This window comes from Streptomyces sp. NBC_00887, assembly GCF_045207585.1.
Genome location: NZ_CP108788.1, coordinates 1,148,538 through 1,169,864, shown reverse-complemented (window position 1 = coordinate 1,169,864; position 21,327 = coordinate 1,148,538). Strand labels below are relative to the sequence as shown.

Here is a 21,327-nt window from a genome sequence, read left to right as displayed (position 1 = left end):
GGAGACACTGGTGAAGGTCGGCTGCATCGGGCTCGGCGACATCGCGCAGAAGGCGTATCTGCCGGTTCTGACTGCCCTGCCCGGGGTCGAGCTGCATCTGCAGACCCGTACACCGGCCACCCTGGCGGCCGTCGGGGAGACCCATCGGATCCCCGCCCGGCAGCTCCACGCAGACCTCGACTCGCTCCTGGCCCAGGGACTGGACGCCGCCTTCGTGCACGCACCGACCCCCGTGCACCCGGAGATCACCGGCAGGCTGCTCGAAGCGGGTGTGCCCACCTACGTCGACAAGCCACTCGCCCATGAACTCGCCGACTCCGAGCGGCTGGTGGCCCTGGCCGAGGAGCGGGGCGTGAGCCTCGCCGTCGGGTTCAACCGCCGCCTCGCCCCGTCCTACGCGCAGTGCGTCGAGCACCCGCGCGAGCTGATCCTGCTGCAGAAGAACCGGGTCGGGTTGCCCGAGGACCCGCGCAGCATGGTGCTCGACGACTTCATCCACGTCGTCGACACGCTGCGCTTCCTGGTGCCCGGTCCGGTCACCGGTACCGTCGTGCGGGCGCGCATCATCGACGGCCTCATGCACCATGTGGTTCTTCAGCTGTCGGGAGACGGCTTCACCGCCATCGGCATGATGAACCGGCTCAACGGATCGACCGAGGAGATCCTCGAGGTCTCCGGCCAGGACACCAAGCGCCAGGTCCTCAACCTCGCCGACGTCGTCGACCACAAGGGCCAGCCCACCGTCCGGCGGCGCGGTGACTGGGTACCCGTCGCACGCCAGCGCGGCATCGAGCAGAGCGTGCTGTCCTTCCTGGACGGAATCAGGGCCGGAAAGGTGCTCAGCGCCCAGGACGCCCTGGAGACCCACCGTCTGTGCGAGCGCGTGGTCCGGGACGCGCTGGAGCAGGCGTCCTGAGGGATCGCACCCCCGCCACGGCGAAGAAGGCGGTCAGCACGGCCAGTGCCCCGTACACCGGCCACGCACCGAGGCGCGCATAGAGCGTCGTGCCCCGGGCGCGCGGTACGTCGAACACGGCGGCCTCACTCGCGTCCGTACCGATCCACGTTCCCACCCGTTCGCCCTGCGGCCCGTACACGGCGCTGACGCCCGTGAGGGTGGCGTGCACCATCGGGCGCCCGCTCTCGGCCGCCCGCAGCGCCCCGAGCGACGCATGCTGCTCCGGGGCCCAGCTGTGCTGGAACGTCGAAGTGGACGACTGGGCGATCAACACCTGGGCGCCGTCCTTGGCGAGCCGTCTGCTCATGTCGGGAAACGCGGACTCGAAGCACACCAGCGGCCCGAGCCGCAGCCCGTCCTCGCCCGGCAGGCGCATCACCACCGGGCGGCTGCCGCGCATGCGGTCCTCACCCGCGGCCTTGCCCACCGAGGTCGCCCAGCCCAGCACCGCACGGGCCGGGACGTACTCACCGAACGGCACCAGCCGCATCTTGTCGTAGCGGTCCCCGGTCGGCCCGTCCGGACCCACCAGCACCGCCGACTTGAAGATCCCGGCGCGGTCCGTGTCGTCCGTCCGCCTGGCATCCATGTTCACCAGCACGTCGGCCCCGACCAGCCGCGAGAGCGCCGCGATCCGAGCCGCCGTCCCGGGGCTGCGCGAAAGATCGACACCCACACTGCTCTCGCCCCACACCACCAGGTCGACATCCCGGCCGGCGAGACCACGGGTCAGCGCCTCACTGCGCGCGAACCGGCGCTCGATGCTGCCGGGGCCGTCGACAACACCCGGCTGCACGACGGCGATCCGGGCCGTTCCCGTGCTCTCCGGCCGAGGTGCCCATACCCACAGCGCGCCGACGAACAACGTCCACGCCACCAGGGACGCGGCCGCGGCAGTGCGGGCCCCAGGTACGGCGATCAGCAGAGCGACCGCCGTGTTCACCGCCAGGACGAGCAGGCTGACCAGCCACACACCGCCCACCGACGCGGTCCGCAGGGCGGGCGCGAACTCCCACTGGCTGGCGCCCAGCAGCCCCCAGGGGCCGCCGAGCCCCTCCCAGGAGCGGACGAGTTCGATCATCAGCCAGCCGGAGGGCACCACGGCGACAGCCGCGACCGAGCGCGGTACGGATGGTGATCCGCGGAGCAGTCCGGCCACCAGCAGGCCCCAGGGGGCCCACAACAGGCCGAGCAGCGCCGCGAGCACCACGATGAACACGTGCAGGCTCGGAACCAGCCAGTGATGGACGGCGAGCATGAAACCCATGCCGCCGAGCCATCCGTCGAAGGCCGCCCGCCGCCCGGTGTCCGCCGACCGGATCAGGAGCAGCCACGGCACCAGTGCGACGTAGGCGAACCACCAGGCCGAAGGTTCGGGAAACGCCAGGGCGGGCAGTGCGCCCGCGAGCAGGGCGGCGGCGGCGCGCCACCCGGGTGAGCGCAGCAGGTGCACGCCAGGCAGGAACCCGGTGGCCGGGCCGTCCGCAACCCGGCCAGCCGGAACCCGCCCGCCCCGCAACGGCATACCGTGTCCTCCCTGCCGGTCCGCCCACGTGATCCCAGTGTGGGGCAGAAGATCGGCAGCGCACAGTGGGCGTGCCGTCCGACACGGCGCCGCCGGGCCCTGGGACCAGCCGGTGACGCCGGTGCCGGACGGGGGGTCAGCCGGTGGGGGAGCCGGGCGCGCACCGCCACATCTCATGCGCCTCGACGGTACGGATGCGCCAGCCCGGCTCCGTACGCAGCAGATCGAAGGCGAACCTGCCGCCGGAGACGAAGGCGGGTGCCGTCCCGTGTTTCCCGGGTTCGGCTTCCGGGCCCATCGGGTTCAGATAGTCCGCCCGCACCCGTGCCCGGTCACCGGAGTAGCCGCCAAGATCCTGGAGATCGAGCCGCCGGTTGACGATCAGGTGCTGGCGGACGGGGGAGGCACGCAGGGTCCGGGCGAGCCATTGTGCGACCTCGGCTGCCGTGCCCTCGATCCCTCCGGCACCGCGGTAGTCGGCGCGCCCGTCCTCGGTGAACAACGCGATGTAGTCGTCCCAGGTGCCGTCGTCCACCGCGACCGCGTAGTCAGTGATCAATGCATCGATGGAGAGCCGGTCCATCACCGTCGCGAGAGCCACGCGCTGTGTCATCGCGCAAGTCTCCGCCTGTGGGAGCGGCAGGCCAAGGGTCCGGCCCCAGACGTGGCCGGACCGTGCCAGGCGGGCGACGATCCCGGAGCTCCACGTGCGGGTCGGGTGCGGAGGTGTACCGGGCGGCTGACGGACGCGGCTCACTTCACAGCGCGCCGAACCACATGTCCGCGAGCGAGTCCAGCGTGCCGTCTGCGGGAGCCGGCAGTTCCCGGAGGTACCAGGGGAGGTCGCTGTGCACGTGCAGCAGCGTGTACGCCAGGAGTTCCGACGGTTCGAAGGTCCGGCCGTACGCCTTCAGCACCCGTCCCATCAACTGCGGGTCCCCGCGCGTCACGAAGAGTCCGACGGCCACGAAGTCGTAGGCAGGGTCGCCGATCATGGCAGGCTCGAAATCGAACAGCCCGGTGAGCCTGCGGCCGCCCGCGTCCACGAGCAGGTGCTCGCGCATGAACTCCGTGTGCAGAAGGGCGGGTCGAGGGGCGGGCGGAGGTCGCATCCGGTCCAGGAAGCCGGGGATCTGTTCCGACCAGGCTTCCCCCAGCCCTCGCTTCTGCTGCCGCACGACCGCGTCCGCACGCTGCCCGGCCACGAACGCACTCCAGTCGCCGGGGCCGAGCACGTCCGCGAGCGGCTCGGTGTCGAGTGCGTGCAGGCCGGCGAGCGTCTCGCCGGCCTCGCTCACGATCCGCTCGTGGTCCGCCCGCGGCATGCGGTCCCAGGCGCCGGCGAGGCCTTCACCGGGCAGCCGGGACATCAGGACGTACTGCTACTGCCGGCCGTTCTCGTACGCTCCGAAGCTGCGCACCTCGGGCGTGGGGACGGGGAGCCGCCGTTGCACATGGGTCAGCACCCGTCCTTCGGCGATGCCGTCCTCGGCAGCCGCCCCCGGGAACAGTTTGAGCACTTGTTCGTCCCCGACCGCGTACACCGGCTGGGAGCCTTCCGGGAAGCGGGTGAGGGGGGCTCCGGCGAGCCCGAGCCGTGCACAGAGATCCTCCGCGCCGGGACGCATCACGGCCTCGTCCGGTACGACCGCGTCCCACTCCTCGTCCGTATTCACTTCAGGCAGCACGCGCCGCACCGTATGGAGGGGGAGAACAGATGGCAACGCGGTTTCCCGGCGGCGGGGCGGCACGGCGGAATGCCACGGGCCGCGGCCGGCCGTAGCGTGGACGGAAAGTCTCCGAGCGGACGGCAGGTACCCGTAATGGCCGGTGAGGTCTCCTTCTTCGAACTGGGTGCGGGCGACCCCGGGCAGGCGCGGACGTTCTACGGCGGGCTGTTCGGCTGGACCTTCGAGCCCGGCCCCGCCGACGGCGGCGGGTTCGCGATCGGTACGCCCAATGTCCCCGGCGGGCTGCACGGCGGGGACGCGGGCGCGAGCCCGTACCTGTTCTTCGCCGTCGACGACATGGCGTCCGCGGTGGCACGCGTCCGCGAACTCGGCGGGCAGGTCGACGACATCGACCTGGGAAGCGACGAAGGGTCGGTCGCCCGGTTCGGCCGCTTCCAGCTCTGCCACGACGACCAGGGTGCCCCCTTCGGGCTGCACCAGCCGCCGGAGCGAAGCTCCTGACGCCCGCACCGACGGTCAGGCCGCCTCGACGCCGCCCTGCACCGAGGCCCCCCACTCGACCAGCAGCCGTTCGTACTCCCGGCGGGACTCCGGGGACACCAGGCCGCCGTCGACGAGCGCGCGGATCTCCGCGTTCAGCTCGGTGAGTGAGCGGACAGGCGTCGGCTCGGAGGGCGGGGTGGGCATGTGCAGATTGTACGGGCGGTCGAGGTTCTACGGCGGCGACGGGTTACCGGTCTCCGCTGACCTGGGCGTCGTGGTGTCGCCGACTCCTGCCGTGGCCGACGGGACGACACCGGCCGAAGCGCGCCGAACCCCTGGCACGGGCTGCAACTGGTCATCACTCGGCGGGCCGTGAGCGGCCACCGTGATCGGCACTGCCTCGGCGTGATGAACAAGAAGGCGGCCTGTCAGGGCAGATAGTGACCTATGCATACGAAAAGCTGTCAACAATCTGAAATAGGGAGACGTATCGGCAGAGGGTACGGATGATGAATCGGATGAGAGCCACAGTCGGTACCGTCCTCATCACCCTCGCCGCCACCGTCGCTCTGAGCGGTTGCGCCGACGACGTCAGCAGCGAGAACGGTGGAAGCAACACGGGCGGCGACGGGGTCCGAGGCGGGAGCAACGCCGCCGCGGTCGCCTACAAGATCACCGAACGGGAAGAGGTGGGCGCCGTCAGGAACGTCCTCGTCCAAGTCGACAGCGACGACCGGCTCCCTGCCGTCTTCGACGCCGTGAAGGCCGAACTCACCGAAGAGGCCGTGTACGTCGTCGGCATCGAATGCACGACCGGCGGGGACGAGTACGACCGGCGCCTCGCCAACGGGCGCTACGTCGTCGGGGCAGCCGGATCGGCAGAAGCAGGACTCCCGGCCGGTACCACCGAGTACCAGGCCGCAGGCGGCAAGTGCCCGGCCTGATGCCGCACCGCACAGTGAAGCCCCAGGCCCGATGGTCCGGGGCTTCCTTCGGCTCGATGGAAGGACACGAAGAGCCGGAGCACTTCTGTGTGAGCCTGACCGAGCCGTCGGAGATGGGGTCCTGCGCGGCCGGTGCGGGGCGCGGTGGGAGTGCCAAAACGACTGGCGGCCTCCGGGGAGCGCGCCGGAGACTGTCGTGGTCATCGACACAGGAGGAGCGCATGAGGAAGATCCCGACCCTGTTCGTCCGCGACTTCGACGCCCGCCCCGCTCTTGTGCTGCCCGAGGTGACTCCGGGCTGCGCATGGGTGATAGCCGGTGAGGGGGAGGCGACCCGGAAGTACGACGGCACGTGCGTCATGCTCGATCAGTCCGGAGAGTGGTGGGCGCGCCGCGAGGTGAAGCGTGGGAGGACGCCGCCACCGGGCTACGTCCTGATTTCAACCGACGATGAGACGGGCAGGACCGTCGGTTGGGAACCTGTCGCGCAGTCCAGCTTCGCGAAGATCCACGCCGAAGCCGTCGGGAGCCGCGAGATCGAGAAGCCGGGCACCTACGAGCTCCTGGGCCCGAAGGTCAACGGGAACCCGGAGAACTACGCCGACCACGTCCTCGTACCCCACGGATGGTCCGTTCTGTCCATCCGGCAGGACTTCGCTACTGCACCCCGTGACTACGACGGCCTACGCACCTGGCTGCACGCCCGCCCCTACGAGGGCATCGTCTGGCACCACCCCGACGGGCGCATGGTGAAGATCAAAGGCAGGGACTTCCCCCGCCAGGAGCAGCCCTGACGGGTCTTGCCGACTTCTTCCGCAGGGCCGGTCTCAGCCCGCGGATTCACCGGCGTGGGGGCTCAGGACACCCGCGCCGATCAGGATGAACAGGAGGATGCCCAGAAGCACGCGGTAGATGACGAACGGCATGAAGCTCTTGGTCGTGATGAACTTCATGAACCATGCGATGACCGCGTAGCCGACCACGAACGCGATGATCGTCGCGAAGATCGTCGGCCCCCAGGAGACATGTCCCTCGCCCGCGTCCTTGAGCTCGAACGCGCCCGAGGCCAGCACCGCAGGAATGGCGAGAAGGAAGGAGTAGCGGGCCGCTGCCTCACGGGTGTAGCCCATGAGCAGCCCACCGCTGATCGTGGCACCCGAGCGGGAGACGCCCGGGATCAGGGCCATTGCCTGGCAGAAACCGAAGATCAGGCCGTCCCTGACGCCCAGTTCCTTCAGCGACTTGCGCTCCTTGATCGCCCGGTGCTTGCCGCCGGTCTCGTCACGGGCCGCGAGGCGGTCCGCGATGCCGAGGACGATGCCCATGACGATCAGCGTCGTCGCGATCAGACGGAGGTCGCGGAAGGGGCCCTCGATCTGGTCCTTGAAGGTCACGCCCAGCACGCCGATGGGAATCGAACCGATGATCACCAGCCAGCCCATCTGGGCGTCGTGGTCGCCTCGCATCGAGGAGTTGGTCAGTGACCGGAACCAGGCCGAGACGATCCGGGCGATGTCCTTGCGGAAGTAGATGAGGACCGCAGCCTCGGTGCCGATCTGCGTGATGGCGGTGAACGCCGCACCCGGGTCGTGCCAGCCGGCGAACGCGGCGGTCAGCCGCAGGTGTGCGCTGGAGGAGATCGGCAGGAACTCGGTCAGTCCCTGAACGAGGCCCAGGACGAATGATTCGAACCAGCTCATGGGGCTTTGGCCATCCCGGAGGTGATCATGCAACGTCCGACGGAGACTCAAGCCGTCGACAGCGTGCGGAAGCGGTCAAAAGGGAAAAAGAGGGCATGGTGTTGCGCCCCGGAGATCGTCTTTCGGTCGCGCGCAGCGTATCGCCTGTACGTGAACGGACTCCCGGCTGCCCCCGCTACGCCGCCCGTGCACCGCTCAGGAACCGCCCAGCCGGTGACGCTTGCGCCAGGCGAGCAGGGCCGCACCCGCCCCCGACAGCACGATGAAGCCCATGGCCGCCAGGAAGGCGGGCGAGGTCGGCGAGGATGCCTCGCTGCCCGCGATGACGTACGCCGCCGTATTGGGGATCGAACCGATCCCGGTGGCCAGCAGGAACGGCGGGTACCCCATCCGGGAGGTCGCCGCACAGTAGTTGGCGGCGGCGAACGGCACTCCGGGGAAGAGCCGCAGCGCCAGCATGGAGCGGAAACCGTGCCGGCTCAGCAGTCCGTCCGCGGCCTTCATCCACCGTCCGCGCAGGAGCGTCCGGAGGGCGTCCTGTCCCAGTACCCGACCGAGCATGAAGGAGACACCCGCGCCGAGCACGGTACCCGCCAGAGCCGCCGCCAGGCCTGTCTGTGCGCCGAAGAGCGCACCGGCGGCGAGGTTGAGAAGCGGACGCGGTACGAACGCCACGGTGCACACGCCGTACGCGGCGCCGAACAGCATGGCCGCGGCCGAACCGGTCAGCTGGGGTGGCCAGCCGGAGGCGAGCAGCCGCTGTGGTTCGAACAGCAGCATCGAGGTGGCGGCAGCCAGCAGTACGGCCACGAGCAGGGAGAACCGGGACCAGGGTGAGAGCAGCACCCTCGTACAACGCACTGCGAGACCGCCGGCGGGCCGGGCGGCGGGGACGGGGTCGAACATTTGGGGAGACTAACCGAGACGGGTGTGTGATCGCCGTAATGTGTCCGGACGCGATACACCGGCTGACTGTGCGGGGCATCTGTTCAGGCGGCAGGTGTCCTCAGCCTCCGCCCGGTTTGCCCAGGTGCCCGTGCCCGTGGGGTTGCCGGGAGGGAGCGGGCGTGGCCGACGATGGTCGATGCACAGCGGTGAGGCTCGGGATGGGCGAAACATCTTGCTGGCGTGCGGATTGACGGTTGTCGAGGGGTCGGTACCCGTGCCGGCGCGTAGCCCTTCCGTACCGCATCGCGGCGGAGACGGGCTCGCCCGAGTTCCTGGGTCTGTCGGCGGACGGAAGTCGTCCGTTCGCGGTCTCGGAGGCGGACGACGAGTACTGGATCATCGTCCGGAGTGTTCCTGGTGGTTCGGGGGGATGAACCGGAACAGACGCGTGATCGCCGTAATGTGCAGCCCATGAGGCCCGCAGCGCACGCCGCTCCCACCGTGCCGGACAGCGAGCTCGCCGACACCCTGTTCGAGCGGCTCACGGCTGTCTACCCCCGGGCCGCCGACCCGGAACGAGCGGTCTCGGCAGCCGCGTACATGAAGGACATCGCCCCGTTCCTCGGCATCGCCACCCCGCAGCGGCGGGCCCTTTCGCGGACCCTGCTGGCCGGTACGAGGCGGCCGGACGAGGCGGACTGTACGGCGATCGCCCTGCGCTGCTGGGAGTTGCCGGAGCGTGAGTACCAGTACTTCGCCGTCGACTACCTGCGCCGCCATGTGGCGCGCTGCTCCTCCGGGTTCCTCCCGGTCCTGCGCCACCTCGTCTCCACCAGGGCCTGGTGGGACACCGTCGACCTGCTCGCCGCCCATGTCGCAGGCCCGCTCGTGACCGCCGATCCGGTGCTCGCGACGGCGATGGACCGGTGGATCGAGGGCGACGACATGTGGGTCGCCCGCACGGCCCTGCTGCACCAACTGCGGTACAAGGAACTGACCGACACAGGAAGGCTGTTCGGCTACTGCCTGGCGCGGGCCGACCACCCGGACTTCTTCATCCGCAAGGCGATCGGCTGGTGTCTGCGCGAGTACGCGAAGACCGACCCGGATGCCGTGCGCGACTTCGTCGAGGGTGCCCGGGACAGGTTGTCGCCGCTGTCCGTCCGCGAGGCGCTCCGGAACGTGTGACGACCACGGCCGGCTGAACTCGTGTGTGCGGCAGGCCCGTCCGCCCGCCCGAAAACCATTCGACGCCCCCGCGCCGCTCCGCCATGATCAGGGACATGTTCCGGTACGCCTTCCTCGCAGCGCAGTCCGCAGTCGCGGACTCGCCGAAGGCTGCCGTGAGCACCGCGGTCGCAACCGCAGCAGCAGTCGAAGCAGCGTTCCTCGCTGCCGCAGCGCCCATCGGCGGCGCCCGAAGCTGACCCTCCCCCGACAGTCCGGCGGACCCCGTAAGGGGAGGGTCGGCGGGGCCCTGGGGTCTTCTCTTCTCAGCCTCGAATTCCAAGGAATGAGCCATGCCCAAGACGGCATACGTGCGCACCAAGCCGCACCTGAACATCGGCACCATGGGCCACGTCGACCACGGCAAGACCACACTGACCGCCGCCATCACCAAGGTGCTGAGCGACCGGGGGACCGGCACCTTCGTGCCGTTCGACCGGATCGACCGGGCGCCCGAGGAGGCGCAGCGCGGCATCACCATCAACATCTCGCACGTCGAGTACGAGACCGACACCCGGCACTACGCGCACGTCGACATGCCCGGCCACGCCGACTACATCAAGAACATGGTCACCGGAGCGGCGCAGCTCGACGGGGCGATCCTCGTCGTCTCCGCGCTCGACGGGATCATGCCCCAGACCGCGGAGCACGTCCTGCTGGCCCGTCAGGTCGGCGTCGACCACATCGTCGTCGCCCTCAACAAGGCCGACGTGGGTGACCCCGAGCTGACCGACCTCGTCGAGCTGGAGGTCCGTGAGCTGCTCTCCGCGCACGGCTACGGCGGCGACACGGTGCCCGTCGTACGGGTGTCGGGGCTCAAGGCCCTGGAGGGGGACCCGCGGTGGACGGCGTCCATCGAAGGGCTGCTCGACGCGATCGACACGTACGTGCCGATGCCCGTGCGCTACATCGACGCGCCGTTCCTGCTGTCCGTGGAGAACGTGCTCACCATCACGGGCCGCGGCACCGTCGTCACCGGTGCCGTGGAGCGCGGCACGGTGCGCGTGGGGGACCGGGTGGCGGTGCTCGGTGCGGACATCGAGACGGTCGTGACCGGCCTGGAGACCTTCGGCAAGCCGATGGAGTCCGCGGAGGCCGGGGACAACGTCGCGTTGCTGCTGCGCGGAGTGGAGCGCGACCGGGTCCGCCGCGGCCATGTGGTGGCGGCTCCCGGAAGTGTCAGTCCGAGCCGGCGCTTCACCGCGCAGGTGTACGTCCTGTCGGCCCGGGAAGGCGGCCGCACCACCGCGGTCACCACCGGCTACCGGCCGCAGTTCTACATCCGTACGGCGGACGTGGTCGGCGACGTCGACCTCGGCGAAACGGCCGTGGCCCGGCCCGGCGACACGGTCACCATGACCATCGAGCTCGGCCGTGACATCCCGCTGGAGTCCGGTCTCGGCTTCGCGATCCGCGAGGGCGGCAGGACCGTCGGCGCCGGTACGGTCACCGGCCTGCTCTGAGGCCGGGGAACCCGCCTCCCGCATTCCACGGGGGGCGGGTTCCGCATGTCCTGCGGACCCGGGCAGTCAGGCGCACCCGGGCAGTCCGGTACACCCGGGCAGTCCGGTACACCCGGGCAGTCCGGTACACCCGGGAACATCCGGTATTCCCGGGCAGTCCGGCCCGCCCGGGAAACAGGGAACAATGAGGGCGTGAACGAGCCGATACCCGTCATCCGCGCCGCCGACTTCGGCACCGCCCGGCTGCTGCCCGACGTGGACCGGGACCGGGCGTGGCTGCTCACGGTCGACGGAGCCCCGCAGTCGTACGTCGACCTCGACGATCCGGAGTACCTCGAATTCGAGTACGTGCAGCGGCTCGCCCATGTCGTGGACCTCGCGGCAGAGCCCGGCGCGCCCTTGGACGCGGTGCACCTCGGCGGCGGCGCGCTCACGCTGCCCCGCTACGTCGCGGCGACCCGCCCCGGCTCCCGGCAGGACGTGGCCGAGGCCGACCGGGGACTGATCGAGCTGGTCCATGAGCATCTGCCGCTGCCCGAAGCGGCCGGGATCACCGTGCACGGCACCGACGCCCGGGGCTGGCTGGAAGAGGCACCGGAGGATTCCGCCGACCTGCTGATCGCCGACGTCTTCGGCGGCGCACGGGTACCGGCGCACCTCACGTCCGTCGAGTACGCACGGGCCGCCGGGCGGGTCCTGCGGGCCGGAGGGATCTACGCGGCCAACCTGGCGGACAGCGCGCCCTTCGGCTTCCTGCGCCCGCAGCTCGCCAACTTCGCCGAGGTCTTCGACGAGCTCGCGCTGATCGCGGAGCCGGCCGTACTGCGCGGCCGTCGCTTCGGCAACGTCGTGCTCGTCGCCTCGCGAAGCCCCCTCGACATCGCACCGCTGACGAGGGTGTGCGCCGCGGACGCGTTCCCCGCCCGGGTCGCCCACGGGACGGCGCTCACACGGCTCGTAGGTGGCGCCGAGCCCGTACGGGACGCCGACGCGGTCGCCTCACCCGAGCCCCCCGACGGAGCCTTCGGTATCGGCTGACACCCGGCGCTCCTGCGCGGGCGGCACCGGCGCCGGGCCTCCGGCCGCCTTCACCGTGCTGCGCCGGGTCAGGTTCCGTACGTCCGGGACGAGCAGCACCGCCGCCGTCACCACCACGATCAGCGCGGCGCAGCCCCACAGGGCCTCGCTGCGGCCCACCAGTGTCTCCACCGGACCGGCCGCCGCCGTGGCCAGCGGCACCATCGCGACGGAGCCGAACCAGTCGTACGCCGAGACCCGGGACAGCTTCTCCTCCGGGATCTCCTGATGGAGCGCCGTCATCCAGGAGACGCCGAACACCTCGATGGCGACCCCGGTCACGAACATCACCCCGCAGAGACCGGCCACCGGCAGCGGCACGGCGAGGCTCGCCGAGGGCAACGCCAGCGGGAACACGCAGAGCGTCCCGGCGAGCAGCAGACGTCGGGGCTTCCAGCGCATCATCAGCAGCGCCCCGCCCAGCGTGCCGACTCCGAACGCGGCGAGCGCGAACCCCCATGGGCGCGCACCGCCGAGCTCGTCCCGGGCCACCAGGGGTCCGTACACCGCCTCGGCGGCGCCGATGACGGCCACGACCACGGAGAACTGCAGCACGATGGCCCAGAGCCAGGGGCGGCTCGCGACCTCCCGCCAGCCGTCACGCAGATCGGCGAGCAGTCCACCGCCCGGAGCGCGCTTCGGAATGTGGCTCACGTCGAGGAAGGCCCGCAGCGCACCGGCCACGGCGAACGCCGCCGCGTCGGCGGCCAGCACCCAGCCGGGGTCCATGGCGGCGATCATCGCGCCGCCGAGCGCCGCGCCGCCGATGGCCGCACCGTGCATGGACATCCGGAAGAGGGCGAAGGCGCGGCTCGCCTGCTCGCCGCTGACGCCGGACATCAGCATGCCCTCGGCAGCGGGACTGAAGAAGGCCTGCCCGGTGCCGCACAGCGCGGTCAGGAGCATCATGTGCCACAGCTGGGCGTCGCCGGTCAGGACCAGCCAGGCGAACACCGCCTGGGAGACGCAGTTGAGCGAGTTCGCAGCGACCATCACCCGGTGGCGCGGCAGCCGGTCGGCGATCGCACCGCCGATCAGCAGGAAGAGCACCAGCGGCGCGGTACGCGCGGCGGCGACCAGGCCGACGTCGCCGGCGTCGCCGCCCGACTCCAGAACCGCGAACGCCGCCGCGATCAGCGCGCCGTGGGTACCCAGGCCCGTGATGATCGCGGCGGCTGTCAGCAGACCGAAGTTGCGGCCCGTCCGCTCGGAGCGGAGCGAGGGGGGCGGAGATGCGGCGGCGGAAGTCACCAGGGGACTATCCCCGCCGCAGCCCCTCGCTGCCAAATGGGCCGGCCGTTCCGAGGGTGCGGAGCGTCAGGACGTGCTCTCCGCGAGCCGGACCGTGCTGAGGATCTTCTGGATGGTGGCGTCCGGGAGTTCGTCGTCCACGCCCGCGTTGGCGTAGAGGATCCAGGACGAGTACTCGGCCTTGGCGTTCTTGAAGGTGAAGGCGATCGACTTGCCGTCGGTGTCGCACTTGTCCTTGTTGGCCAGCCCCGTCGCGGTGGCGGTCACCACGCTGCCGGAGAGGCCGGACTTGGTCGTGTACGGCTTGGGCTTGCCGATCTTGACCTTCTCCTTGGGGTCCTCCTGGGCGTAGGCGGCCCACACCCAGTTGGCGGCCTCGTTGGTGGCGGCCTCGTCGGTGCTCTTGGCGCCCTGACCTCCCTTGGTGCCGACGCCGGCCAGACCGGTGTCCTCCTTGGTGCCGTCCTTGTCGGCGTCGTCGACGCACCACTTGCTCTTGTAGTGGGCCGGCGCGGAGAAGCCGACGGCGGGCGGGCCCTCGGGCTTCTTGACGTTCTCGAAGCCGGAGAACACGCCGGCGCCCGAGACCTCCCAGTCGCCGGGTACGTCGAACTGCGTGCCCCACTTGGGGTTCGTGACGACCTTCCAGCCGGGGATCGTCGGCGCGGCGTCCTCACCGCCCCGCGGGTTGGCCGCGGGCGAGGAGGTGGCGTCGGACGGCTTCGCCGACGGCGACGACTTCTTGTCGTCGGCGACGGTCTTGCCGCCCTTGTCGTCGTCCTTGCCCATGACGACGACGCCGGTGACGACAGCCGCCACGACGACCGCGGTGGCGGCGACGATCGCGACGATCGCCGTCTTCTTCTTGTCGTCCGGCTGCGGACCTCCGGGCGGCCCCGGCACCGCGTACTGCGGCATCGTCGGCTGCTGGTACGGGTTCGGCTGCGGGTAGCCCGGCTGCTGCCCGGGCTGGCCCTGCTGCGGATAACCCTGCTGCTGGTATCCCGGCTGCTGGTAGGGATTCGGCTGCTGGTACCCCGGCTGCTGGTACGGGTTCTGATTCTGGTCCTGCGGGTTTTGCTCGCCCCCGGGCGGCTGCTGTCCTGGCCACATGGCCAGTAACCATAGAGGGGTGCGGCGCCCACTGCTACGGCCGCCCCTGTGAGGAGATGGCCAAAGCCTTGTACCCGCGAGTAACATCCCGTTCATGAGCACTGAAGAGATGACAGTCGGCGAGATGCTGTCCGCGACCGTTCCGATGGTCAGGACCCTCAACCTGCAGTACCTCGAAACGAGCGCGGAGCGGGCTGTCCTCTCGCTGCCGGACCAGGCCGAGTACCACAACCACCTCGGCGGACCGCACGCCGGAGCGATGTTCACCCTGGCCGAGTCCGCGAGCGGCGCGATCGTCGTGGCCGCCTTCGGCGACCAGATGGGCCGGGCCGTGCCGCTCCCCGTCACCTCGGAGATGTCCTTCAAGAAGGTGGCCATGGGAGCCGTCACGGCGACCGCGACGCTCGGCCGCCCGGTGGCGGACGTCATCGCCGAACTCGACGAGGGCAAGCGGCCTGAATTCCCCATCACCGTCGAGATTCGGCGGGCCGACGGCGCCGTGACGAGCGAGATGACCGTGGTCTGGACCCTGCGTCCGAACCGCTGACCGATCCGTCCGCACCGGGCCGCCGCACCCCGCTCAGGGGAGCGGCGGCCCTTCGCGCCGTCCGGGCCAGGTAGGCTGCCCGCCGTGCGCCGGAGGAGTGCACAGCGGCAGGATTTCTTACGGAGGGACCGGCGTTGCACGTCCAGGAGTGGCTCGAGACCGTACCCGCGGTCAGTATTTACCTCCTGGTGGGGGTCGTCATCGGGCTCGAGAGCCTGGGAATTCCGCTGCCGGGCGAGATCATCCTCGTCAGTTCGGCGCTCCTCGCCTCCCAGCACGGTGACATCGACCCCGTGGTGCTCGGCGCCTGCGCGTCGGCCGGAGCGATCATCGGTGACTCGATCGGCTATGCCATCGGCCGCAGGGGAGGCCGTCCTCTGCTCGCTTGGCTCGGCGGCAGATTCCCCAAGCACTTCGGTGAGCCCCAGATCGCACTGGCGGAGCGGTCGTTCGAGAAGTGGGGTGTGTGGGCGGTTTTCTTCGGCCGCTTCGTCGCACTGCTGCGGATCTTCGCCGGACCGCTCGCCGGCGTTCTGCACATGCCGTACTGGAAGTTCCTGATCGCCAACGTGCTCGGCGGCATCGTCTGGGCCGGTGGCACCACGGCCGTCATCTACTCGGTGGGTGTCGTCGCCGAGGCTTGGCTCAAGCGCTTCTCGTGGCTCGGCCTGGTGGCTGCCGTACTGATCGGCCTGACGTCGATGCTGGTGCTGAAGAACCGGGCGAAGAAGGCCGGACAGCAGTCGGCGGCCGGCTCCCCGGCGGCGGCGGAGCCGGACCCGGTACCTGCCGTCGACTGACCCCGGCGCCCGCGGCCCGGACCCCCCGCGGGGCTTCGGCCGCGAGCCCGGCTGCCTGCATCAGGCCTGGTGGGCCTTACGGTGCGCCTTCGCCAGTTCCACGTAGCCGACGGCGTTGAAGCGGATGTTCGCGAGCTCCTCGGCGGTCAGTTCCCGCTTGACCTTGGCGGGCACACCGGCGACGAGCGAACCCGGCGGCACCCGCATCCCCTGCGGTACGAGGGCCTGCGCGGCGATCAGTGACCCGGCGCCGATGTGCGCCCCGTTGAGCACCGTGGCGCCCATGCCGATCAGGACGTCGTCCTCGATCACGCAGCCGTGCAGGACCGCGTTGTGGCCGACGGAGACCCGGGCGCCGACCGTGAGCGGGAAGCCGGGATCGGTGTGGACGCTGCAGTTGTCCTGGATGTTGCTGTCGGGCCCGAGAGAGATCGGGCCGCAGTCGGCACGCAGCACGGCCTGGTACCAGACGCTGGAGCCCGGGGCCAAGGAGACCTCGCCGATGACGACGGAGGTCGGCGCCACGAAGGCGTCCGGGTCGATGTCCGGCTCCTTGCCGCCGATGCCGGTGACCAACGCCTGCTCTGTCATCGTGTGCTCCTCGGTTGCGGGTGCGGTGAGGACGCGTCCTCCCACCTGTGAAACCGTAAGCGACGTCCTCTTCGTCCCGCCGGGCCGGGGTGGGGCGAACATCACAGCCTGGCGCGAGGGCCGGTCCCGTCACGGCCGACTACCGTGAGCGGGTGCCGAAGAACAGAAACACGTTCTCGTCCGTGGCCCTCTGGCGGCGCCGCGTCCTGTCCCGTGCCGTCCACCGGGGCTGGGCCTGGGTGCAGGAGTCCGGCGCGGTCACCGCGCAGCACCCGGGGCGCCTGCGGTTCGGCCGCATGGGCGCCGGGACCCGTCTCGCCTTTCCACAGGGCACCGTGTTCGGCGAGCCGTGGATCGAGCTCGGAGACCACTGCATCATCGGCGAGCAGGTGACGCTCACGGCCGGGATGATGCCCGACCTGGACCTGGGGTCCGAGCCGATCCTGACCCTGGGCGACGGTGTGGTGCTGGGCCGCGGCAGCCATGTCATCGCCGACACGACGGTGACGATCGGCTCGAACACGTACTGCGGTCCGTACGTCTACATCACCTCCACCAACCACAGCTACGACGACCCCCACGAGCCCGTCGGGAAGCAGTGGCCCCGCATGGAGCCCGTGGTGATCGGTCCCGGCTGCTGGATCGGAACCGGAGCGGTGGTCCTGCCGGGGGCCAGGCTCGGGCGCAACGTGGTGGTCGCCGCCGGAGCCGTCGTACGGGGCGAGGTGCCCGACCACGCCGTGGTGGCGGGAGCGCCCGCCCGGGTGGTACGGAGCTGGGACCCCGAGAACGGCTGGCAGCCGCCGCTGCGGACACCCGCACCTGTGCCGATCCCGGAAGGCGTCACGCCCGAGCAGTTGCTGGCCGTGGCGCATCTCGAGGACACGCCCCGCGGCTGAGTGCCTACCCCGTGGCCAGCAGGAGGGTCCCGAGCAGGGCGAGGCCCGCGCCCGCGGCCTGGACCGCGCGCAGCCGTTCGCCCAGCACGACGCGTGCGCCCAGCGCCGTCACCACCGGGTACAGCGACGCGAGGACCGCGGCCACGGTGACCGGGCCGTACCGGGCCGCGATCGAGTAGGTGCCGTTCGCGGCGACATCGGCGAGGCCGACGAACGCCAGCGCGGGCAGCGCGGCGAGGACGACGGCCCGACCGCCCTCCTCGGGCAGGGCACGGCCCCCGCGGCGCACCGATACGTACAGGGCCGTGCCGCCGACGGCGATGTTGGTGACGCGCTGGACGAAGAGCGCCAGGAACAGTCCGGTGACCGTGGTGGACGCCTCGGCGATCAGCGCCATCACCGCTCCGAAACCGAATGCCGCCAGCAGGGTCAGCACAACGGCCTGGCGCTGCACCGGGGCCCCACGCAACTGAGGGCCGCCTGCCAGGACGACGCCGACGACGGCCACGGCGACACCGGCGAACTGCGGCAGTCCCGGCTGTTCGCCGACGATCAGTCCGATCCCGACCGGAACGGCGACACCCAGCGCGCCGAGGGGGGAGACCACGCCCATCGGGCCGAGGGCCAGCGCCTTGTAGAAGCTCAGCATCGCCACGGGTCCGACGGCGCCGGCCGCGACCGCGAACCAGAGACGTCCGTCCAGCTCGCTCCAGGCACCCGTCGCCGTCACGACGATGCCGAGCACCGCAGCGGCGATGCACTGCGAGACCACCACCACGGTGAGTGCGGGGGTCCGCCGGGTCAGCAGCCCGCCGCCGAAGTCGGCCAGCCCCCACAGGAGGCTCGTGGCCAGGGCGAACAGTGCTGTCATCGCGTGCCTCGCAGTACAGTGCGGTGATCGGGTGGGTACACCACACCGTAGTGCAGTATTTTCGACCCAGTCATCCAAAATATTGGACGGAACGTGTCTGACCTCGATCAGCTCACCCAGTCGCTCGCACGCAACCTCAAGCGCTGGCGGGGCGAGCGCGGCTTCACCCTCGACGCACTCGCCGCCCGTGCCGGGGTCAGTCGCGGCATGATCATCCAGATCGAGCAGGCACGTACGAACCCGAGCGTCGGCACCACCGTCAAACTCGCCGACGCTCTCGGCGTGAGTATCACGACCCTCCTCGACTACGAGCAGGGGTCCCAGGTGCGCCTGGTTCCCGAGAGCCAGGCCGTGCGGATGTGGTCCACGGAGGCGGGCAGCTGGACCACGCTGCTCGTCGGCACGGAAGCCAGGGGGCCGATGGAGCTCTGGGCCTGGCACCTGATGCCCGGCGACGGCAGTGCCTCCGACCCGCATCCCGAGGGCACGGTGGAACTTCTCCACGTCACCTCGGGCGAACTGACCCTGATCGTCGACGGCGGCGAGCACTCCGTGCCGGCCGGCACCTCCGCGACCTTCGAGGCACACGTGCCGCACAGCTACCGCAACGACGGCACCGAGCCGGCCGAACTGACCATGGCCGTCTCGATCCCGCCGGTACGCCGTGACGGCAACTGACCTCGGCCGGAGGGCTGTTGGCGTGACGCGCATGCGCGCACCACTGGGCAACCTCGAGGACGCTTCTCCCGCCACAGACCGTCTCGGTCTGCTTCCCCCGCCCGTCGCCGATGCGGTGGCCAGGGGCTGGGGCGGCGTCCCCGCCGACCGCATCGTCCACGTCGACACGGATCCGGCGATCGCCGACACCGACGTCTTCGTCGAGCACTACGGCCCGGAGCTGCTCGACCGGTCGGCCAACTGCGTCGTCGTCGCGGGCAAGCGTGGCGGCGAGGTCACCCTGGCCGCATGCCTGGTCCTCTCGCGCACACGCGTCGATGTGAACGGCGCCGTACGCAAGCACCTCGGCGCACGCAAGGCGTCCTTCGCCCCGATGGACGTGGCGGTCGGCGAGTCCGGCATGGAGTACGGCGGGATCACCCCGATCGGCCTGCCCGCCACCTGGCCGCTGCTGCTCGACCCCGCGGTGGTCGACGAGGAGTGGGTGCTCATCGGCAGCGGCCGGCGCCGCGGCAAGCTGATCGTCCCGGGCAAGGCACTGGCGGCACTGCCGGGTGCGGTGCTGGTCGAGGGCCTGGGGATCTGAAGCCAGTAGCGGGAGGGCGCGGACCTGCCCGCCTCAGCTTCGGGCGCGGTTGTCCTTGAACCAGCCGACGGCGAAGTCCACCGCCGAGGTCAGCCGGATCAGCCGGCTCTGTGCCGAGCCCACGCGCCCCCGCCGTACGGCCCCGCCGGTGTCCGCCCGCTCGAAGTCGCGCCCCAGCGCGGCGAAGTCGCTGTCGTCCAGCGCGACGTCCTCGTACTCCCACCACTGACGGCGGCCCTCGGGCGCCACCACGCAGCGGTAGAGGCGGCGCGGCGGGTCGGGGAGCAGGTACTCGGCCAGATGAAAGGCCGTGCACGTGTCGAAGCCCGTGCCCAGGAGCAGAATCCGGGCGTCGGATTCGTACAGACGGGCGAGGGGGGAGTCCTCGCCCAGATGGCAGGTCGGACGGTGCCGGGCGAGCAGGCTCCCGGCCGCCGGGCCGATCGCGGCGAACGACGTCTGGGGGTGGGCGCTGCGCTCGGCGCCCGGTGCCAGACGGACCGTCTCGGCCAGCGTGCCCATGCCGGTCGCGGGCGACGCGGCCCTGTCGAACGGGGGCATCGACGCGCGCACGGCCGCGCGCGCCGCCTCGCTCAGCCCCCGTACCCGGTCCAGGTACGGGGGTGAGGTGTCGGAGTTCTCCGAGGTGAACGAGGGGACGACCAGCGTCCCTTCCGGTCCGAGCGCCTGCCGAAGGGCGTCGACCATGTCGACGGCGTCACCCCCCACCGCACGCATCGAGGTGTGGACCAGCAGGACACCGCCCCGCTCCACCCCGAGCCGGGACAGCTGGGCCACCGCCCGGTCATTGCTGATCAGCTGCTCTGTCACGGCAGACATTGTTCCCGTTGCGGAACGGGTGCGACACCGTCCTGTCAGGAGCGGCGGGCGAGTGTCGGGATTTCGATGGCGGGGCAGCGGTCCATCACCATGTCGACACCGGCCGCGCGAGTGCGCCCGTACGCCGCCTCGTCGATCACCCCGAGCTGGAACCAGACCGCCTTCGCGCCTGCCGCGACCGCTTCGTCGGCGACCGTGCCCGCCAGATCGCTGTTGACGAAGACGTCCACCACGTCGACCGGGAACGGAATGTCCGCCAGCGCGGCGTACCCCTGCTCGCCGTGGACCGTCGCCGCCTTGGGGTGCACCGGGACAACACGCTTGCCGAAGCGCTGAAGGACCTCGGCCACCCCGTAGGCCGCCCGGGAGCGGTTGTCGGACAGACCGACCACCGCCCAGGTGTCGCCAGAGTCCTGAAGAATCCTGCGGACCGTCTCATCGTCTGCGTACATGCCCGGGACAACGGACGGTCCCCCCGGACCATTCCCGTACGGCCGGGGGAGGGGCGGTCGCCGGACGGCGCATAGGGTGGCCGGATGCAGGAGCAGTACCGGACAGTCGCTCGCGCGGGTGTGCACGAGACCGAGGTCAACCGATCGCGCTTCCTCTGCGCGCTCGCCCCCGCAGCCACCGAGCAGGAGGCGCAGGAATTCGTCGCACGCATCCGTAAGGAGCACCCCACCGCCAGCCACAACTGCTTCGCCTACGTGATCGGCGCCGACGCCTCCGTACAGAAGGCGAGTGACGACGGGGAGCCGGGCGGCACCGCGGGCGTCCCCATGCTCCAGATGATGATGCGCCGGGAGGTGCGGTACGCCGTCGCCGTCGTCACCCGCTACTACGGCGGCGTCAAGCTCGGCGCCGGCGGGCTGATCCGGGCGTACGGGGGCGCTGTCGGGGAAGCGCTCGACACGCTGGGCACGATCACCCGGCAGCGCTTCCGACTGGCCACGGTCACCGTCGACCACCAGAGGGCCGGCAAGCTCGAGAACGATCTGCGCGCCACCGGCCGCTCCGTGCACGATGTGCGGTACGCGGAGGCGGTGACGATCGAGATCGGCATCCCGGACGCAGACATCGAGGACTTCAGGGTCTGGCTCGCCGATGCGACGGCCGGCTCGGCGACGCTCGAACTGGGTGGCGAGGCGTACGGGGACGTACGGGCCGGATGAGGGATCAGAGGCCCCGCGGCATT

General features: G+C 70.8%; 25 protein-coding genes and 1 pseudogene. 14 read left to right on the top strand and 12 right to left on the bottom strand.

Going from position 1 to position 21,327, the window contains the following annotated elements; all coding sequences use genetic code 11:
* The first annotated feature begins 10 nt into the window (after positions 1-10).
* Entirely contained in the window at positions 11-916 is a 906-nt protein-coding gene (locus tag OG844_RS05300; RefSeq protein ID WP_406396012.1) for a Gfo/Idh/MocA family protein, read from the top strand.
* On the opposite strand, the gene lnt is transcribed toward OG844_RS05300, so the two are convergent.
* The 3 genes and pseudogenes from lnt to OG844_RS05285 form a co-directional block, all read right to left on the bottom strand.
* Positions 840-2,483 (bottom strand): apolipoprotein N-acyltransferase, encoded by a 1,644-nt coding sequence (gene lnt / locus OG844_RS05295; RefSeq protein WP_406388431.1) that lies wholly within the window; start codon positions 2,481-2,483, stop codon positions 840-842. The two genes, OG844_RS05300 and lnt, sit on opposite strands and share 77 nt — an antisense overlap.
* A 136-nt stretch (positions 2,484-2,619) precedes the next feature.
* Positions 2,620-3,096 (bottom strand): nuclear transport factor 2 family protein, encoded by a 477-nt coding sequence (locus OG844_RS05290; protein WP_406388430.1) that lies wholly within the window; start codon positions 3,094-3,096, stop codon positions 2,620-2,622.
* 145 nt (positions 3,097-3,241) lie between these two features.
* Positions 3,242-4,111: pseudogene (locus tag OG844_RS05285) on the bottom strand (aminoglycoside phosphotransferase family protein).
* A gap of 195 nt (positions 4,112-4,306) precedes the next feature.
* Here OG844_RS05285 and OG844_RS05280 point away from each other — a divergent pair.
* Positions 4,307-4,675 (top strand): VOC family protein, encoded by a 369-nt coding sequence (locus tag OG844_RS05280; RefSeq protein WP_406388428.1) that lies wholly within the window; start codon positions 4,307-4,309, stop codon positions 4,673-4,675.
* 15 nt (positions 4,676-4,690) lie between these two features.
* On the opposite strand, the gene OG844_RS05275 is transcribed toward OG844_RS05280, so the two are convergent.
* Complete coding sequence (locus OG844_RS05275) at positions 4,691-4,861, bottom strand: hypothetical protein (protein ID WP_351168434.1); 171 nt, start codon at positions 4,859-4,861, stop codon at positions 4,691-4,693.
* Positions 4,862-5,175: 314 nt separating this feature from the next.
* Here OG844_RS05275 and OG844_RS05270 point away from each other — a divergent pair, with 314 nt between their 5' ends.
* The gene (locus OG844_RS05270) at positions 5,176-5,601 is read left to right on the top strand and encodes a hypothetical protein (RefSeq protein ID WP_406388427.1); all 426 of its coding nucleotides are present in this window, start codon (positions 5,176-5,178) and stop codon (positions 5,599-5,601) included.
* Positions 5,602-5,822: 221 nt separating this feature from the next.
* A complete protein-coding gene (locus OG844_RS05265) occupies positions 5,823-6,395 on the top strand; it encodes a DUF5565 family protein (protein ID WP_406388425.1) in 573 nt (190 codons plus the stop codon).
* Between the two features lie 33 nt (positions 6,396-6,428).
* Here the strand turns inward: OG844_RS05265 and OG844_RS05260 are convergent, their stop codons facing one another.
* The gene (locus tag OG844_RS05260) at positions 6,429-7,301 is read right to left on the bottom strand and encodes an undecaprenyl-diphosphate phosphatase (protein ID WP_406388424.1); all 873 of its coding nucleotides are present in this window, start codon (positions 7,299-7,301) and stop codon (positions 6,429-6,431) included.
* A 195-nt stretch (positions 7,302-7,496) separates the two neighbouring features.
* Entirely contained in the window at positions 7,497-8,207 is a 711-nt protein-coding gene (locus OG844_RS05255; RefSeq protein WP_406388423.1) for a TVP38/TMEM64 family protein, read from the bottom strand.
* A 453-nt stretch (positions 8,208-8,660) separates the two neighbouring features.
* On the opposite strand from OG844_RS05255, the gene OG844_RS05250 reads away from it, so the two are divergent.
* The 4 genes from OG844_RS05250 (at position 8,661) to OG844_RS05235 (ending at position 11,917) form a co-directional block, all read left to right on the top strand.
* Positions 8,661-9,377, top strand: a complete 717-nt coding sequence (locus OG844_RS05250) for a DNA alkylation repair protein (protein ID WP_406388421.1) — start codon at positions 8,661-8,663, stop codon at positions 9,375-9,377.
* 95 nt (positions 9,378-9,472) lie between these two features.
* Complete coding sequence (locus OG844_RS05245; RefSeq protein ID WP_406388419.1) at positions 9,473-9,616, top strand: hypothetical protein; 144 nt, start codon at positions 9,473-9,475, stop codon at positions 9,614-9,616.
* A gap of 93 nt (positions 9,617-9,709) precedes the next feature.
* Positions 9,710-10,879: an elongation factor Tu gene (gene tuf / locus OG844_RS05240; protein ID WP_406388418.1), complete on the top strand. Its 1,170-nt coding sequence runs from the start codon at positions 9,710-9,712 to the stop codon at positions 10,877-10,879.
* Positions 10,880-11,071: 192 nt separating this feature from the next.
* Positions 11,072-11,917 carry a spermidine synthase gene (locus OG844_RS05235; protein ID WP_406388416.1) on the top strand — a complete coding sequence of 282 codons (846 nt, stop codon included), beginning with the start codon at positions 11,072-11,074 and terminating at the stop codon, positions 11,915-11,917.
* On the opposite strand, the gene OG844_RS05230 is transcribed toward OG844_RS05235, so the two are convergent.
* Positions 11,879-13,207, bottom strand: a complete 1,329-nt coding sequence (locus OG844_RS05230; protein WP_406388414.1) for an MFS transporter — start codon at positions 13,205-13,207, stop codon at positions 11,879-11,881. The two genes, OG844_RS05235 and OG844_RS05230, sit on opposite strands and share 39 nt — an antisense overlap.
* A 66-nt stretch (positions 13,208-13,273) precedes the next feature.
* On the bottom strand, positions 13,274-14,320 hold the full coding sequence (locus tag OG844_RS05225) for a hypothetical protein (RefSeq protein WP_406388412.1): 1,047 nt from the start codon (positions 14,318-14,320) through the stop codon (positions 13,274-13,276).
* A 109-nt stretch (positions 14,321-14,429) separates the two neighbouring features.
* Here OG844_RS05225 and OG844_RS05220 point away from each other — a divergent pair, with 109 nt between their 5' ends.
* Together OG844_RS05220 and OG844_RS05215 are read left to right on the top strand one after the other, a co-directional pair.
* Complete coding sequence (locus OG844_RS05220) at positions 14,430-14,867, top strand: DUF4442 domain-containing protein (RefSeq protein ID WP_406396010.1); 438 nt, start codon at positions 14,430-14,432, stop codon at positions 14,865-14,867.
* Positions 14,868-15,001: 134 nt separating this feature from the next.
* Positions 15,002-15,667, top strand: coding sequence for a DedA family protein (locus OG844_RS05215; RefSeq protein WP_406388411.1), 666 nt, complete (start codon positions 15,002-15,004; stop codon positions 15,665-15,667).
* 60 nt (positions 15,668-15,727) lie between these two features.
* Here the strand turns inward: OG844_RS05215 and OG844_RS05210 are convergent, their stop codons facing one another.
* Positions 15,728-16,258, bottom strand: coding sequence for a gamma carbonic anhydrase family protein (locus OG844_RS05210; RefSeq protein WP_406388410.1), 531 nt, complete (start codon positions 16,256-16,258; stop codon positions 15,728-15,730).
* A 152-nt stretch (positions 16,259-16,410) separates the two neighbouring features.
* On the opposite strand from OG844_RS05210, the gene OG844_RS05205 reads away from it, so the two are divergent.
* A complete protein-coding gene (locus OG844_RS05205) occupies positions 16,411-17,157 on the top strand; it encodes an acyltransferase (protein WP_406388409.1) in 747 nt (248 codons plus the stop codon).
* A 4-nt stretch (positions 17,158-17,161) separates the two neighbouring features.
* On the opposite strand, the gene OG844_RS05200 is transcribed toward OG844_RS05205, so the two are convergent.
* Positions 17,162-18,028 carry an EamA family transporter gene (locus OG844_RS05200; RefSeq protein ID WP_406388408.1) on the bottom strand — a complete coding sequence of 289 codons (867 nt, stop codon included), beginning with the start codon at positions 18,026-18,028 and terminating at the stop codon, positions 17,162-17,164.
* A 93-nt stretch (positions 18,029-18,121) separates the two neighbouring features.
* On the opposite strand from OG844_RS05200, the gene OG844_RS05195 reads away from it, so the two are divergent.
* Entirely contained in the window at positions 18,122-18,706 is a 585-nt protein-coding gene (locus OG844_RS05195) for a helix-turn-helix domain-containing protein (protein ID WP_406388406.1), read from the top strand.
* A gap of 31 nt (positions 18,707-18,737) precedes the next feature.
* On the top strand, positions 18,738-19,292 hold the full coding sequence (locus OG844_RS05190) for a YbaK/EbsC family protein (protein ID WP_406388404.1): 555 nt from the start codon (positions 18,738-18,740) through the stop codon (positions 19,290-19,292).
* A 33-nt stretch (positions 19,293-19,325) separates the two neighbouring features.
* Here the strand turns inward: OG844_RS05190 and OG844_RS05185 are convergent, their stop codons facing one another.
* A complete protein-coding gene (locus OG844_RS05185) occupies positions 19,326-20,132 on the bottom strand; it encodes an aminoglycoside N(3)-acetyltransferase (RefSeq protein ID WP_406388402.1) in 807 nt (268 codons plus the stop codon).
* Positions 20,133-20,167: 35 nt separating this feature from the next.
* Positions 20,168-20,584: a CoA-binding protein gene (locus tag OG844_RS05180; protein WP_406388401.1), complete on the bottom strand. Its 417-nt coding sequence runs from the start codon at positions 20,582-20,584 to the stop codon at positions 20,168-20,170.
* A gap of 84 nt (positions 20,585-20,668) precedes the next feature.
* Here OG844_RS05180 and OG844_RS05175 point away from each other — a divergent pair, with 84 nt between their 5' ends.
* Positions 20,669-21,304 carry a YigZ family protein gene (locus OG844_RS05175; RefSeq protein WP_406388400.1) on the top strand — a complete coding sequence of 212 codons (636 nt, stop codon included), beginning with the start codon at positions 20,669-20,671 and terminating at the stop codon, positions 21,302-21,304.
* The last annotated feature ends 23 nt before the right edge of the window (positions 21,305-21,327 follow it).

Bases quoted from the DNA above. Each gene is read 5' to 3' on its own strand.
- lnt (WP_406388431.1), bottom strand. From the start codon at position 2,483: ATGCCGTTGCGGGGCGGGCGGGTTCCGGCTGGCCGGGTTGCGGACGGC.
- OG844_RS05290 (WP_406388430.1), bottom strand. From the start codon at position 3,096: ATGACACAGCGCGTGGCTCTCGCGACGGTGATGGACCGGCTCTCCATC.
- OG844_RS05280 (WP_406388428.1), top strand. From the start codon at position 4,307: ATGGCCGGTGAGGTCTCCTTCTTCGAACTGGGTGCGGGCGACCCCGGG.
- OG844_RS05275 (WP_351168434.1), bottom strand. From the start codon at position 4,861: ATGCCCACCCCGCCCTCCGAGCCGACGCCTGTCCGCTCACTCACCGAG.
- OG844_RS05270 (WP_406388427.1), top strand. From the start codon at position 5,176: ATGAGAGCCACAGTCGGTACCGTCCTCATCACCCTCGCCGCCACCGTC.
- OG844_RS05265 (WP_406388425.1), top strand. From the start codon at position 5,823: ATGAGGAAGATCCCGACCCTGTTCGTCCGCGACTTCGACGCCCGCCCC.
- OG844_RS05260 (WP_406388424.1), bottom strand. From the start codon at position 7,301: ATGAGCTGGTTCGAATCATTCGTCCTGGGCCTCGTTCAGGGACTGACC.
- OG844_RS05255 (WP_406388423.1), bottom strand. From the start codon at position 8,207: ATGTTCGACCCCGTCCCCGCCGCCCGGCCCGCCGGCGGTCTCGCAGTG.
- OG844_RS05250 (WP_406388421.1), top strand. From the start codon at position 8,661: ATGAGGCCCGCAGCGCACGCCGCTCCCACCGTGCCGGACAGCGAGCTC.
- OG844_RS05245 (WP_406388419.1), top strand. From the start codon at position 9,473: ATGTTCCGGTACGCCTTCCTCGCAGCGCAGTCCGCAGTCGCGGACTCG.
- tuf (WP_406388418.1), top strand. From the start codon at position 9,710: ATGCCCAAGACGGCATACGTGCGCACCAAGCCGCACCTGAACATCGGC.
- OG844_RS05225 (WP_406388412.1), bottom strand. From the start codon at position 14,320: ATGTGGCCAGGACAGCAGCCGCCCGGGGGCGAGCAAAACCCGCAGGAC.
- OG844_RS05220 (WP_406396010.1), top strand. From the start codon at position 14,430: ATGACAGTCGGCGAGATGCTGTCCGCGACCGTTCCGATGGTCAGGACC.
- OG844_RS05210 (WP_406388410.1), bottom strand. From the start codon at position 16,258: ATGACAGAGCAGGCGTTGGTCACCGGCATCGGCGGCAAGGAGCCGGAC.
- OG844_RS05200 (WP_406388408.1), bottom strand. From the start codon at position 18,028: ATGACAGCACTGTTCGCCCTGGCCACGAGCCTCCTGTGGGGGCTGGCC.
- OG844_RS05190 (WP_406388404.1), top strand. From the start codon at position 18,738: ATGCGCGCACCACTGGGCAACCTCGAGGACGCTTCTCCCGCCACAGAC.
- OG844_RS05185 (WP_406388402.1), bottom strand. From the start codon at position 20,132: ATGTCTGCCGTGACAGAGCAGCTGATCAGCAATGACCGGGCGGTGGCC.
- OG844_RS05180 (WP_406388401.1), bottom strand. From the start codon at position 20,584: ATGTACGCAGACGATGAGACGGTCCGCAGGATTCTTCAGGACTCTGGC.
- OG844_RS05175 (WP_406388400.1), top strand. From the start codon at position 20,669: ATGCAGGAGCAGTACCGGACAGTCGCTCGCGCGGGTGTGCACGAGACC.